Here is a 12727-nt window from a genome sequence, read left to right as displayed (position 1 = left end):
GAACGGCCGCGCGGGAGCGCAGACCTGCCGCGCGAGAGCGAAGACCTCCCGTGCGGTAGAACAGTGGAGTGCTGCACGTGATCGCCGTCCTTCTCGCTGCCGTGCTGTTCGGCACGACGGGCACGTCCCAAGCCCTCGGCCCGGATGGCACGACGCCGCTGTCGGTCGGGGTCATGCGGATGGTCATCGGCGGCACGGGCCTCGCCCTCCTCGCGTTCGCCCTCGCGCGGCGGGCGCGACGTCGGGAGGCCGCACGGGGCACGACGACCACGCCGGGACCGCCGCGTCTCGGCATCCCGGCGCTCGCCCTCATGGCGCTCACAGGCGTGTGCCTCGCGGTGTACCAGCCGCTCTTCTTCCTCGGTACGGCGCGCAACGGCGTCGCGGTCAGCACCGTCATCGCGCTCGGGTCCGCCCCGGTGCTGGCGGGCCTGCTGGAGTGGGCCCTCACACGTCGCCTTCCGAGCGGCACGTGGATCGGCGCCACCGCCCTCGCGACGCTCGGCGTGCTGCTGCTCGGGCTCGGCGGCGCGTCGGGTTCGGGCGGCACCGACCCGGTCGGAGTCGCGGGCGCGGTCGGCGCCGGGGCATCCTTCGCGGTCATCGCGAACGTGCAGCGCCGACTGCTGGATGCCGGGTGGGACCCCTTCACCGTCGTCGGTGGCATGGGACTGTCCTCCGCCGTGGTCAGCGCGCTGGCCCTGCCCTTCGTCGACGTGTCCTGGCTCGCGGAACCCCGCGGACTCCTGATGGCGCTCTGGCTCGGACTCGCGACGATCTCGATCGCCTACGTGCTGTTCACGTGGGGCCTGCAAGGGTTGTCCGCGGCCACGGCGGCGACGCTGACCCTCGGTGAGCCGCTCACGGCGGCCGTTCTGGGCCTCACGATTCTCGGGGAGCACCTCTCCGCGCTCGCGGTGGCCGGCCTCCTCGTGCTCGCCGCCGGCCTCGCACTGCTGGCATGGGGGTCGCGCGGCTCGCGCTCGCCCGGCGCGGCGGGCGACCCGGCCCCGTACGCCGTCGAGGGATGAGCACCCGATGAGCCTGCGCATCGTCGTCGACGATCTGACCGGCGCACCCACGCGCGCACTCATCGCGGCGCATCTCGCCGGAATGCACGAGAACTCCCCGCCCGAGAGCGTCCACGCCCTCGACCTCGGCGCGCTCACCGCACCCGGGATCACCGTGTGGTCGGCGTGGCGCGACGACGACCTCGTCGGCATCGGCGCCCTCGCCGAACTCGACGGCGACGGCGACGGTGACGGTGACGGTGCTCGCCGAGGCGAGCTCAAGTCGATGCGCGTCGACGACCGGTTCCGCGGAACGGGCGCGGGGCGCGCGCTGCTGCGCCACATCATCGCGCACGCGCGGGCCCGCGGCATCCAGAGCCTCTGGCTCGAGACGGGATCGGAGGACGCCTTCATCCCCGCCCGCGCGCTCTACGCGAGCGAGGGGTTCGTCGAGTGCGGCCCGTTCGCCGCGTACGCTCCGGACCCGCTGTCGACGTTCATGACGCGCACGCTCTGACCTGCGTCAGCGCGGCGCGACGACCGCGATCGCGAACGCGGCCACACCCTCGCCCGAGCCCGTGAAGCCGAGGCCGTCGGTCGTCGTCGCCGACACCGCGACGGGCGCGCCGAGCGCCGCCGACAGCACCGCCTCGGCTTCGGCACGACGCGCCGCGAACCGCGGCCGGTTCGCCTGCACCTGCACCGACACGTTGCCGATCGCGTACCCCGCATCCTCGACGAGCGCGCGCGTCCGCGCAAGGAACGCGCCCGCGTGCACCCCCGCGTACTCGGGCTGATCCGTGCCGAAGTGCGTGCCGATGTCGCCGAGCCCCGCGGCGGCCAGTACGGCATCGACGATCGCGTGCGCGACCGCGTCACCGTCCGAATGCCCGTGCAGGGCCTGTTCGCCCGGCCACTCCAGGCCCGCGAGCCACAGCACGCCGTCGCCGCCGAAGGCGTGCACGTCGGTGCCGATGCCGACCCGCGGCACGATCGCCCCGCCGCGTTCGGATGAGACGGATGCCGCGCCGGCGCCCAGGAGCAGACGTGCCCGATCGAGGTCGGCGGGGGTCGTGATCTTGAACGCCTGTTCGGCCCCCGGCACCGTCCACACGGCGACACCCGCCGCCTGGACGAGCGCGGCGTCGTCGGTGTGATCCGCGGAGGCATCGGCGTATGCGGCATCCAGCACGCTCCGGCGGAAGCCCTGCGGCGTCTGCGCCGCGGCGAGGCTCGCTCGGTCGACGGCCTCGACGACGGCGCCACCCTCGACGCGCTTGATGGTGTCGATCACGGGGAGGACGGGGAGGACGGCATCGTGCCCGTCCTCGAGCGCGTCGATCACCCGCGCGAAGACGGCGGGCGGAGTGAGCGCGCGGGCGGCGTCATGGACGAGGACGTAATCGACGTCCGGCCAGACGGCCGCGAGACCCGCGGCGACGGATGCCTGCCGGGTGGCGCCGCCCGTGACGACCCCGACGAGGTCGCGGCGTTCGCCCGCCGCAGCGTGCGCCTCGGTCAGCGCATCGCCGGCGCGCTCGGCGGGCGCGACGACGATCACCTGCGCGAGAGGACCGGCGAAGACGTGCTCGAGCGCGTGACGCAGGATCGTATGCGCATCGAGGCCCACGAAGGCCTTCGGTGCGCCGGCGCCGAGGCGGACGCCGGAGCCCGCGGCGACCACGATGACGGCCGCCTTCGGCGCGGGCAGAAGAGGTGGGGGCGGTGTCGTCATGCGTCCGACACTACCGACCGCGTCGCGTGACGCGGGGACGGGTTCAGCTCGCGAGGACCTCGTCGAGGACGCTCGAGGCGTGCTCCTCGTCGGCCTTGAGGGCGAGGGCGATCTCGGAGACGAGGATCTGCCGCGCCTTGGCGAGCATGCGCTTCTCGCCGGCGGAGAGACCGCGGTCCTGATCGCGGCGCCACAGGTCGCGGACGACCTCGGAGACCTTGATCACGTCGCCCGACGCGAGCTTCTCGAGGTTCGCCTTGTAGCGGCGCGACCAGTTGGTGGGCTCTTCCGTGAACGCGGCGCGGAGCACGTCGAAGACGCGCTCGAGACCGTCCTTGCCGATCACATCGCGAACGCCGACCAGATCGACGTTGTCCGCCGGGACCTCGATGATGAGGTCTCCCTGCGTGACGTTCAGCTTCAGGTACTTCTTGGTCTCGCCCTTGATGATCCGGTCCTTGACCTCGATGATCGTCGCGGCGCCGTGGTGCGGATAGACGACCGTCTCGCCAACCTCAAAAAGCATGCAGTTATGTCCTTTCGGCAACCTCCAGGATACCACAGGCGGCATACGCTAAGGTTCGCCGGTTGACCCCTCCGGTGCGCCGGTGGCCCTCACGCGCACGGAGCTTCACGCGCACGGGCCTTCACGCGCATGGTCCTTCACGCGCACGGGGGGACGCACGCCCGCACCCTAGAATGGGAGGGCGTCCGCTCGCCGAACGGATGCCGCCTCGTCCCGCCATCTGGAGGATCCGTGAACACGCGCCGTCTCGCGCCCGCCGCCCTCGCCGTCGCCCTCCTCGTGGGCATGACGGGCTGCAGCATGGTCTCGCCGCAGGCGACGACCATCGCCTACTCGGCCGCCGATGGCGTGAACATCCCCGACTCCGGTCCGCTGAAGGTGCGCAACGCGCTGTTCGTCGCGGACGAGTCGGGCGAGAACGCCAACTTCCTCGCCGCGATCGTCAACGACACCGACACCGCTGCGACGCTGGGGGTCACCGCGGGCGGCGTCGAGAAGACCGTCCGCGTGCCCGCGCGCGCGACGGTGAGCCTCGGCTTCGACGGCGCGAAGCCGCTGCTGTTCGAAGGCCTCGACGCGGCTCTCGGCACGAACGTCGACGTCACCTTCCGCTCGGGCGACGGCGACACCGTCGTCTACTCGGTGCCCGTGCTCGACGGCACGCTCCCGTACCTCAAGGAATTCGTTCCGGCGAGCTGACCTCTCGATCGGCGGGATGCCGCGTCACGCCTCGAATCGGTACCCCAGCCCCCGCACGGTCAGCAGCATGACCGGGTCCGACGGGTTCGCCTCGATGCGCGAGCGGATGCGCTTGATGTGCACGTCGAGCGTCTTCGTGTCGCCGAAGTAGTCGCTCCCCCAGACACGATCGATCAGCTGACCGCGCGTGAGCACACGGCCCGCGTTGCGCATGAGGACCTCCAGCAGCTCGAACTCCTTGAGCGGCATCGGGATCACCTCGCCGTCCACGGCCACGGTGTGTCGATCGATGTCGATCATCACGCGACCCCCCTCGACGATGCGCTCGTCGAGCTCGACGTCGGCCGCCGCCGAACGACGCAGCACGGCACGCATCCGCGCGAGGAGCTCGCGCGACGAGTAGGGCTTCGTGACGTAGTCGTCGGCACCCAGCTCGAGACCCACGACGATGTCGACCTCCGAGTCCTTCGCCGTCAGCATGATGATCGGCGTCTTCGAGGTCGTCCGGATGATGCGGCAGACCTCGGTCCCCGGCATGCCCGGGAGCATGAGGTCGAGCAGCACGATGTCCGCACCGCGCGCGGCGAAGGCCTCCACGGCCGTGGGCCCGTCCTCGGCGATCTCGACGTCGAAGCCCTCCCTGCGCAGCAGGTAGGCAAGCGGGTCGGCGAGATCGGGCTCATCCTCGACGATCAGAACGCGGGTCATGACTGGTCTCCCTTCGCCCGGGCGATGTCCCGGGAATCCTTGATCTTCGTGCCGCCGGTTTTCGTGCTCTCGACGGTCTTCGTCTTCTTGGGCCCCCGCGCCTTCTTGCCGCGCCGTTTCGGAGTCTTCTCCTCCGGCGGCCCCTCGACGGCGGGCAGCCGCACCGTGAACGTCGATCCACGACCCGGACGCGACCACAGCTCGACCTCGCCGCCGTGCCGCTGCACGGCGTGCTTGACGATCGAGAGGCCGAGTCCCGTGCCACCCGTGCGACGTGACCGCGCCTGGTCGGCGCGGTAGAACCGCTCGAAGACGCGCTGCTGCTCGCCCTCGGGGATGCCGATGCCGCGATCGGTGACGGCGATCTCGACGAGCGACTCGTCCGCGCGCACCCCGACGCCCACCTGTCCACCGCGCGACGAGTACGCGACGGCGTTCGCGACCAGGTTCCCGATCGCCTCGGTCAGCACCTGGACGTCGCCGCGCACGTACGCGCGCCGCGCGCCGCCCCGCACGATCGTGATGCCCGCGGCATCCGCGGCGATCGACTGCGATTCGATCGCGGCGGCGACGACCTCGTCGACCGACACGTCGCGGAGTTCCGTGAGGTCATCGGCAGACTGGAGGCGCGAGAGATTCATGATGCGGGACGTCAGCTGACCGAGCCGAGCGGCCTCGGCGCTCAAGCGGCGCGCGAAGTTGCGCACCTGATCGGGGTCGTCGGCGGCCGACTCGACCGCTTCGGCGAGGAGCGTGATCGCGCCGACCGGTGTCTTCAGCTCGTGACTCGTATTGGACACGAAATCACGCCGCATCTCCTCGACGCGCTCGTGCTCTGTGATGTCGCGCACGACGATGAGGGTGAGCCTGGGCGTGATGGCACTCGCCCGCGCGGAGACGAGACGCAGCTCCACTCCGCGGTTCAGCCGCATCGTCGCGGTCTCGGGATGCTCGGAGCGGCGTGTCTCGCGCACGAGCCCACGCAGTCCGTCGGGGAGGAAGGAATCTTCGTGCATGCCGAACAGCGCTGCGGGCGGCGAGACGGCGACGACGCGCAGCGAGCCGTCGACGACGACAGCCACCTCGTCCATGCCGAGCAGAACCGCACGCGTGCCGTCGGGAAGCTCGAGCGACGCGGCCATCCGAGCCCGGTCGCGCACACGCAGCGCGACGAGCACGAGAGTCGCGACGCCTCCGCCGATGAGCACACCGAGGGTCAGGGTGACGATCACGAGGGTCGTCGAGTTCATGATCCCAGCGTATGGTGGGCGTCGACGCAAAACGCGCAGGTCGTCCCATGCCGAAGAGTCGTCGCTGCACTGTTCACCGCCACAGCACCGTCCGTTAACCTTCGGGCGGAAAGATCGGCCCCGGTCGTGCGACAGCCGATGCCGCGGCCATCCGGCCCTACGCCGCCCCGATTCGCCCGAGGAGAGGTCCCCACATGCGCGAGTTGTTCCACCAGTCCCTGGAAGAGGTCCAGGACCGTCTGGTCCAGATCAGTGAGCTCGTGACCGTCGCGATCGAGAAGGCGACACGAGCCTTCGGGACGAGCGATGTCGCGCTGGCCGAAGAGGTCATCGAGTCCGATTCGGTCATCGACCATCGCGCCACGGCGCTGGACGAGCTGGCCATCGAGATCCTCGCGCGCCAGCAGCCCGTCGCCCGCGACCTGCGGATCGTGGTGGCGGCCCTGCGCGTCAGCGCCTCCCTCGAGCGGATGGGCGACATCGCCGAGCACATCGCGCAGCTGACGCGCATGCGCTTCCCCGAACGCGCGATCCCGAAGGGCCTGAAGAGCACCTTCACGAAGATGGGCGACCTCGATGTCGAGGTCGCGCGCACGCTCACCGAACTCCTCCGGACCGGGGAGCTCACGCTCGTCGAGACGCTCCGCACGCTCGATGACCGCATCGACGACCTGCACCTCTCGGTCTTCGAGAAGGTGCTCGGAGAGAACTGGCAGGGCGAGGCCGGCGCAACCGTCGATGCGACCCTCGCCAGCCGCTACCACGAGCGTTTCGCCGACCACGCTCTGTCGGTCGCGAAGAAGATGGCGTACCTCGCGACGGGTGACTGGAAGCCCGACACCGACACGATCGCCGTCATCGCGGCGGAGCAGGGCGCCGAGAACATCGCCGCAGGCGGCGCCCCCCAGGTCTGAGCGACACCGCCGAGAACGACGGAGGGGGATGCCGAGCGGCATCCCCCTCCGTCGTTCTGTCTCGGAGACTACTTCTTGCCCTGGTTGGCGACGGCGGCAGCGCCCGCGGCGGCGGCCTCGGGGTCCAGGTACTCGCCAGCGCCGATCGGCTCGAAGTTCTCGTCGAGGCGGTAGACGAGCGGGATGCCGGTGGGGATGTTGAGCTCGGCGATGTCGGCATCGGAGATCTTGTCGAGGTGCTTCACGAGGCCGCGCAGCGAGTTGCCGTGCGCGGTGACGAGCACCGTCTTCCCGGCCGCCAGGTCGGGCTTGATGTCCGACTCCCAGTACGGCAGCATCCGGTCGATGACGATCGCCAGCGACTCGGTGCGCGGCACCTCGCCGTCGATCCCGACGTAGCGCGGGTCGTTCACCTGGCTGTACTGGTCGTCGTCCGCGAGCGGCGGGGGCGGCACGTCGAACGAGCGGCGCCACAGCATGAACTGCTCGTTGCCGAACTCTTCGAGGGTCTGCGCCTTGTCCTTGCCCTGCAGGGCGCCGTAGTGGCGCTCGTTGAGGCGCCACGTGCGCTTCACCGGGATCCACAGCCGGTCCGCGCTGTCGAGCGCGATGTTCGCCGTCTGGATCGCGCGGCTGAGGACCGAGGTGTGCAGGACGTCGGGCAGGATGCCGGACTCCTTGAGCAGCTCGCCGCCCCGCGCGGCCTCGGTGCGGCCCTGTTCGGTGAGGCGGACGTCGACCCAGCCCGTGAACTGGTTGGTCTTGTTCCACTCACTCTGCCCGTGGCGGAGGAGGATCAGCGTGTAGGGAGCGGTCATGCTCGTCATCCTACCGATCGCCCGCTGGCATCATGGAGGGATGACGCCGGAGAAACACCGCGCCGGGCGCGGGGTCCCGCGGCGCGAGATCGTCGGCCAGATCACTCGCGGCACGACGAACACGAACCGGCTGCGCCGCGTGGACCGCTGGATCGCACGGCATCCGGTCCTCCGGCGCGCGGCGGATCCCCTCGTCGTCGATCTCGGCTACGGTGCGAGCGGCGTGACGGCGTTCGAGCTCGAGGCGCGGCTGCGCGCCGCGCGACAGGGCGTCGAGGTCGTCGGCCTCGAGATCGACCCGGCTCGCGTCGCCCGCGCGAACGCGCAGCTGGGCGACGTGCGCGCGGGGCGGACGCCGTTCCGGCCGGACGCCCGGGTCGCGTTCGCGCGCGGCGGTTTCGAAGTGCCGATGCCCGAGGCGTTCGCTGCGCGACGACCGGCGATCATCCGCGCCTTCAACGTCCTGCGGCAGTACGACGAGAGCGACGTCGCGGGCGCCTGGGCGCTCATGTGCGCGCGGCTGCAGCCCAGCGGCATCCTCGTCGAAGGGACGTGCGACGAGCTGGGCCGCGTGTGCACGTGGATCGAGGTGGGGGCGGATGCCGCGCCGCGCTCGCTCACGCTGTCGCTGCGGCTCGCGGAGCTCGAGTCCCCCGGGATCGCCGCCGAGCGGCTGCCCAAGGCGCTCATCCACCGCAATGTGCCGGGCGAGCCGGTGCACGCGTTCCTCGCCGCGCTGGATGCCGAGTGGGTGCGGGCCGCGGCATCCGCCCCGTTCGGCCCCGTGCACCGCTGGCGCACGGCGCTCGACGCCCTCGCCGCGTCGGACTGGCCCGTCCAGGGCCGCTCCCGCTGGCGCCTCGGCGAGGTGACCGTCCCCTGGGCGACGGTCGCCCCCGCTCTCCCGACCCGGTGAGAACGGCGCGGTGAGAACGCCCCGGTGAGACTGGCTCGGTGAGAAGGGCGCAGCGCGGCGTTCAGGTACGGGGCAGGGCGGCGCGCGCGTCGGCGGCGGGCATGCCCGCCGCCGACATCAGGTCGACCGCGAGCGGGCGCAGCGCGCCGATGAGGTTCTGATCGACGCTCGACGATCCGGCGGCGAGCGCCGCCGGATCGAGCCGGGACGCGACGGCGCGGACCGCCTCGCGCGCGACCGGCTCATAGGAGATGTCGCCGATCGCGTCGGCGACGCGCCGGGCGCCCGCGCCGAGCTCCGCCAGCAGGTCGGCGGCGACCGGCCGCGCGACGCCGTCGTCGCACAGGTACACCACGCGCCTGGCGATCACCCGCAGGTTGCGGCTCGCAAGGTCCAGCTGGGTGCGGATGCGCTCCTGTCGTTCGAACTCGGTTCGCTGGCGGCGCAGGAACGGAGAGAGCCGCGCGACGGCCGCGCCCGAGTCGATCGCGGTGCGCCACTGGTCGATCGGGTCCTGGAGCGCCCGCGCCTTCTCCAGCCCGCGTTCGGCCCGCATGCGGTCACCCCGCCGAAGCCCCTGCACGAGCGTCGTGACCGCGCCGTCGAAGGCGGCGAACACCTCGGCGCCCTCTGCGGCGACCGCGCGGAGCGGGCTCCGCGGCACGAGCGCCGTCACGAGCAGCGCCGCGACGCCGCCGACGACCCCGTCCGCCAGGCGCAGGAACGGGACGCTCGCGGGGATCACCATGACGATCGCCGCCTGGATCGCCGCCGCGACGGCGAACGCGGGCTGCGCGGAGAGGAACCGCGCCACCAGCAGACTCGCCGCGAGCGTCAGGCCGAGCTGCCACCAGCCGATCCCCGCGACGAGCACGATGAGCTCCGCGATGAGGATGCCGAGGACCATACCCACGACGGTCTCCGCGACGCGACGCGGGCGTGCGTCGCGGACGAGCCCGAGACTCGAGATCGTGACGGTTGCGGCGAGCAGCGGGGCGGGGTGACCGAGCACGTAGTGCGCGAACGCGAACGCCGCCGTCGCCGCGATGACGATCTGCGCGATCGCACCGAGCGAGTCGCGCACGCGGTCGAGTCCGCGCCGCGGGGATATCCTCCGGCGCCACCCCGTCGGCACCGCGCGGGTATCTGCGGGGGGCTCCGACGGTCGTTCCGACACGTTCACGCCGGCCCGTCAGCGGCGGCGCGAGAGCCGCGGCAGGCGCGGCACTGCGGCGGTGCGCCCCGCGTCGGGCGGCACGATCGGCTCCTGCGCGGCGGCGACATCACCGTCTTCTGCACGTACGACGAGGTCCGCGTCGATCGGCGTCGTGCGCTTGACGTAGGCGAGCGCGATGGGTCCTTCGTCGTGGTGGCGCGCGACGGAGGTCACGGCGCCCACCACATCACCGTTCTGGAGCACTTCGGAGCCTGGACCGGGCAGCACGGCGTCGCTGCCGTCGAGATGCAGGAAGACGAGGCGGCGCGGAGGATGCCCGAGATTGTGTACCTTCGCGACGGTCTCCTGACCGCGGTAACATCCCTTGTCCAGGTGCACCGCCGTCCGCAGCCAGTCGGCCTCGTGCGGCAGCGCGCGCCCGTCGGCCTCGCGAGACGAGCGCGGGCGCCAAGCCGCGACCCGCAGCGCCTCCGCGGCGAGCTCCCCCGCGATCGACGGCGCGCTGCCGTCCACACCCGCCGCCGCGATCCGCGCGTACTCCGCGACGTCGACGATCGCCTCCGCCCAGTCGCGCTCGGCGCCGGGGTGCGGGTCGGTCGCGGCATAGCCCCACCCGCCGGCGGTCACGCGGGGCCAGGGGTCGTGCCAGACGGCGGCGGCCCGGAGCGGCGTGACGGCGTCGCGGGTCCCTCCGACGACCCGATGGGTGTCCGCGGCATCCTGCACCTCGACGCGCAGCCGGAAGCGCATGCGCGTGAGCCACGTCGCGAGGTCTCCGGCACGGGAGCGGTCGACGATGAGCCAGGTCCGCTCGCCGTCGTCGACGACCGCGGCGGCATGCTCGACATGACCCTGCGGGTCGAGGACGAGCAGCTCGGTGCTCTCGCCCGGCGCGAGGCCGGCGAGCGCCTGCGAGGTGATCGAGTCGAGCCAGCTGAGGCGGTCGGGGCCCGTGACCGTCACGACGGCGCGCGATGCGAGCGGCGCGAGCGCCCGCCCGGCCGCGAGCTCACGCTGCTCGCGCGCGGGTGAGCCGAGGTGGCTGAGGAGGTCGCCGTCGAACACGGCGCCGGGCACGGCGGCGAACGGATCCGTCATCGCCGTGCGCTCATTCCGCCCGCGCCAGGCGCGCGGACGCGTGCGACGAGAGCGCCCCGCCGAGGGCGGCGATGTCCCACGCCCAGAGCAGATGTCCGTCGACGTACCCGTACATGCGGGTCGCCGAGGCGTACGGCTTCGCGCTGGCAGGGCGCACGATCGCGTCGGTCGCGAGGTCGATGCGCGGCCCGCGCACCTGACCGAGGTACAGCTCGCTGATCCCGTCCGAATGCACGATCGCGACCTCGAGGTCGAACCCGCCGTCGGCGTTCCGCAACGCCTCGACGTCGTCGGCGGTGCGCGCGCTCTCGCGCGCCGCGGATGCCGGCAGGAGGGCGGGGCCGGGATCCGTGTCCTCCGCCGGCCGCGCCAGCCGCCAGTAGCCGGATTCGGCGACGAGGGGGGTGCGGGGCGCGTCCTCGTCGTCGCCCAGAAGCCACGCACTCGCGGCGTAGTTGACGTAGTCACCCCCGTCGTGGCTGAAGCTCACGCGATGGGCGAACTCTCCGGAGAAACGGGTGCCGGATGCCTCATGATCGATGACCCCCGTCCCCTCCCAGACGCCGAGCAGCCAGGAGAGCGGAACGATGTCCGCCGGCAGATCGGTCGGAAGATCGAACACGTGCTCAGCGCTGGCCGCGATAGAGGTTCTTGATCACGACGCCCGACACGAAGACGATCGCGAGCGACGCGAGTGCGAGGAGCCCCACGAAGAAGAGTTCGAGTGCGACGAGGTCCATGGGACCACTCTACCCGGCGAACAGGCTCGCGAGCCCCAGTCCGACGCCGATGAGTCCCATCACGACGAAAGCTCCGATCACACTCGCCGCGATGCGACGCAGGAACCCTTCGGCGTGCCCGACGACGAGCTGGACGACGAAGGAGAGCACGAGGCATCCGGCGAGGCCGACCGCCATCCACGCGGCGCGCCATTCGCTGGGTGCCGCGAGCCCGATCACGATCGCGACCACCGCGGCCGCCGCCCACACGGCGAGGATGCCGCCGAAGCCGCCGCGCGGTGCAAGTCCGGGAACCGTCATCCCCCCATCATGACGGACACCGCCCCTTCGCGCGTCCCTCGCCGCACCCCGCGCCCGAACACTCGCGCATCGCGCCCTAAGATGTAGGCACTGGCGACGAGATCGCCGGGAAGGGACTTCATGGCTCAGCTCCTCGTCTTGAGCTCCGCCCTCGGCGGTGGCCCCGCCCTGCCCGCCCTCGAACTGCTCAGCCACCGCGTGCGGCAGATCCCCGCCGAGCCGGCGCAGCTCGTCAACGCACCGAACGCCGACGTCATCTTCGTCGACGCGCGGACCGACCTCGTGGGCGCGAAGTCCCTCTGCAAGATCCTCAACACGACGGGTCTCGACGCTCCCCTGGTCCTCATCGTCACGGAGGGCGGGCTCACCGCGGTCTCCACCGACTGGGGCATCGACGACGTCATCCTCCACACCGCAGGCCCCGCCGAGGTCGACGCGCGCGTCCGGCTGGCGGTCGGGCGACAGAGCGCCGAGCAGACGACGAGCCGCATCCAGACCTCGGGCATCACGATCGACGAGTCCTCCTACTCGGCGAAGGTGCACGGGAAGCCACTCGACCTCACCTACAAGGAGTTCCAGCTGCTGCACTTCTTCGCGACGCACCCCTCGCGGGTGTTCACGAGGGAACAGCTCCTCAGTGAGGTGTGGGGCTACGACTACTTCGGCGGCACGCGCACGGTCGACGTGCACGTGCGGCGCCTGCGCGCCAAGCTCGGCGACCTCGAACAGCTGATCGGCACGGTGCGCAATGTCGGGTACCGCTTCAACGTCTACGAGGACGAGCAGGCGGCCACCTCCGCTCGTTAACGCGCCGGTCACCGGTCCCTGCAATGATG

The 12727-nt window shown here is 71.7% G+C and carries 15 protein-coding genes; 6 read left to right on the top strand and 9 right to left on the bottom strand.

Annotated elements, in window-relative coordinates; all coding sequences use genetic code 11:
- Positions 1 to 68 precede the first annotated feature (68 nt).
- Positions 69 to 1031 carry an EamA family transporter gene (locus tag J0I43_RS15925; protein WP_292866177.1) on the top strand — a complete coding sequence of 321 codons (963 nt, stop codon included), beginning with the start codon at positions 69 to 71 and terminating at the stop codon, positions 1029 to 1031.
- A gap of 7 nt (positions 1032 to 1038) precedes the next feature.
- On the top strand, positions 1039 to 1527 hold the full coding sequence (locus tag J0I43_RS15920; RefSeq protein ID WP_292866174.1) for a GNAT family N-acetyltransferase: 489 nt from the start codon (positions 1039 to 1041) through the stop codon (positions 1525 to 1527).
- Positions 1528 to 1533: 6 nt separating this feature from the next.
- Here the strand turns inward: J0I43_RS15920 and ispD are convergent, their stop codons facing one another.
- Both ispD and J0I43_RS15910 read right to left on the bottom strand, forming a co-directional pair.
- On the bottom strand, positions 1534 to 2745 hold the full coding sequence (gene ispD, locus J0I43_RS15915; protein ID WP_292866171.1) for a 2-C-methyl-D-erythritol 4-phosphate cytidylyltransferase: 1212 nt from the start codon (positions 2743 to 2745) through the stop codon (positions 1534 to 1536).
- Positions 2746 to 2788: 43 nt separating this feature from the next.
- On the bottom strand, positions 2789 to 3271 hold the full coding sequence (locus J0I43_RS15910) for a CarD family transcriptional regulator (protein ID WP_292866168.1): 483 nt from the start codon (positions 3269 to 3271) through the stop codon (positions 2789 to 2791).
- A gap of 231 nt (positions 3272 to 3502) precedes the next feature.
- On the opposite strand from J0I43_RS15910, the gene J0I43_RS15905 reads away from it, so the two are divergent.
- Positions 3503 to 3970 (top strand): DNA modification methylase, encoded by a 468-nt coding sequence (locus J0I43_RS15905; RefSeq protein WP_292866165.1) that lies wholly within the window; start codon positions 3503 to 3505, stop codon positions 3968 to 3970.
- Between the two features lie 24 nt (positions 3971 to 3994).
- On the opposite strand, the gene J0I43_RS15900 is transcribed toward J0I43_RS15905, so the two are convergent.
- A complete protein-coding gene (locus J0I43_RS15900) occupies positions 3995 to 4678 on the bottom strand; it encodes a response regulator transcription factor (RefSeq protein ID WP_292866162.1) in 684 nt (227 codons plus the stop codon).
- The gene (locus J0I43_RS15895; RefSeq protein ID WP_292866158.1) at positions 4675 to 5928 is read right to left on the bottom strand and encodes an ATP-binding protein; all 1254 of its coding nucleotides are present in this window, start codon (positions 5926 to 5928) and stop codon (positions 4675 to 4677) included. Before J0I43_RS15895 ends, J0I43_RS15900 begins: the two co-directional genes overlap by 4 nt.
- Before the next feature lie 194 nt (positions 5929 to 6122).
- Here J0I43_RS15895 and phoU point away from each other — a divergent pair, with 194 nt between their 5' ends.
- Positions 6123 to 6842: a phosphate signaling complex protein PhoU gene (gene phoU / locus J0I43_RS15890; protein WP_292866155.1), complete on the top strand. Its 720-nt coding sequence runs from the start codon at positions 6123 to 6125 to the stop codon at positions 6840 to 6842.
- A gap of 68 nt (positions 6843 to 6910) precedes the next feature.
- On the opposite strand, the gene J0I43_RS15885 is transcribed toward phoU, so the two are convergent.
- Positions 6911 to 7660: a phosphoglyceromutase gene (locus J0I43_RS15885; protein WP_292866152.1), complete on the bottom strand. Its 750-nt coding sequence runs from the start codon at positions 7658 to 7660 to the stop codon at positions 6911 to 6913.
- Between the two features lie 40 nt (positions 7661 to 7700).
- Here J0I43_RS15885 and J0I43_RS15880 point away from each other — a divergent pair, with 40 nt between their 5' ends.
- Positions 7701 to 8576, top strand: coding sequence for a class I SAM-dependent methyltransferase (locus J0I43_RS15880; protein ID WP_292866149.1), 876 nt, complete (start codon positions 7701 to 7703; stop codon positions 8574 to 8576).
- 61 nt (positions 8577 to 8637) lie between these two features.
- On the opposite strand, the gene J0I43_RS15875 is transcribed toward J0I43_RS15880, so the two are convergent.
- The 4 genes from J0I43_RS15875 to J0I43_RS15860 form a co-directional block, all read right to left on the bottom strand.
- Entirely contained in the window at positions 8638 to 9660 is a 1023-nt protein-coding gene (locus J0I43_RS15875) for an aromatic acid exporter family protein (protein ID WP_292866146.1), read from the bottom strand.
- Between the two features lie 108 nt (positions 9661 to 9768).
- The gene (locus J0I43_RS15870) at positions 9769 to 10851 is read right to left on the bottom strand and encodes a glycine cleavage T C-terminal barrel domain-containing protein (RefSeq protein WP_292866143.1); all 1083 of its coding nucleotides are present in this window, start codon (positions 10849 to 10851) and stop codon (positions 9769 to 9771) included.
- A 10-nt stretch (positions 10852 to 10861) separates the two neighbouring features.
- Positions 10862 to 11473 carry an FABP family protein gene (locus J0I43_RS15865; protein ID WP_292866140.1) on the bottom strand — a complete coding sequence of 204 codons (612 nt, stop codon included), beginning with the start codon at positions 11471 to 11473 and terminating at the stop codon, positions 10862 to 10864.
- 127 nt (positions 11474 to 11600) lie between these two features.
- Positions 11601 to 11891, bottom strand: coding sequence for a hypothetical protein (locus J0I43_RS15860; protein WP_292866138.1), 291 nt, complete (start codon positions 11889 to 11891; stop codon positions 11601 to 11603).
- Positions 11892 to 12011: 120 nt separating this feature from the next.
- On the opposite strand from J0I43_RS15860, the gene J0I43_RS15855 reads away from it, so the two are divergent.
- Positions 12012 to 12698 carry a response regulator transcription factor gene (locus tag J0I43_RS15855; RefSeq protein ID WP_292866136.1) on the top strand — a complete coding sequence of 229 codons (687 nt, stop codon included), beginning with the start codon at positions 12012 to 12014 and terminating at the stop codon, positions 12696 to 12698.
- Positions 12699 to 12727 lie beyond the last annotated feature (29 nt).

It is taken from the genome of Microbacterium sp. (assembly GCF_017305435.1).
Taxonomy (GTDB): domain Bacteria; phylum Actinomycetota; class Actinomycetes; order Actinomycetales; family Microbacteriaceae; genus Microbacterium.
Note: the sequence above shows the minus strand (reverse complement) of the source record. Positions and strands in the feature narration are given on the sequence as shown.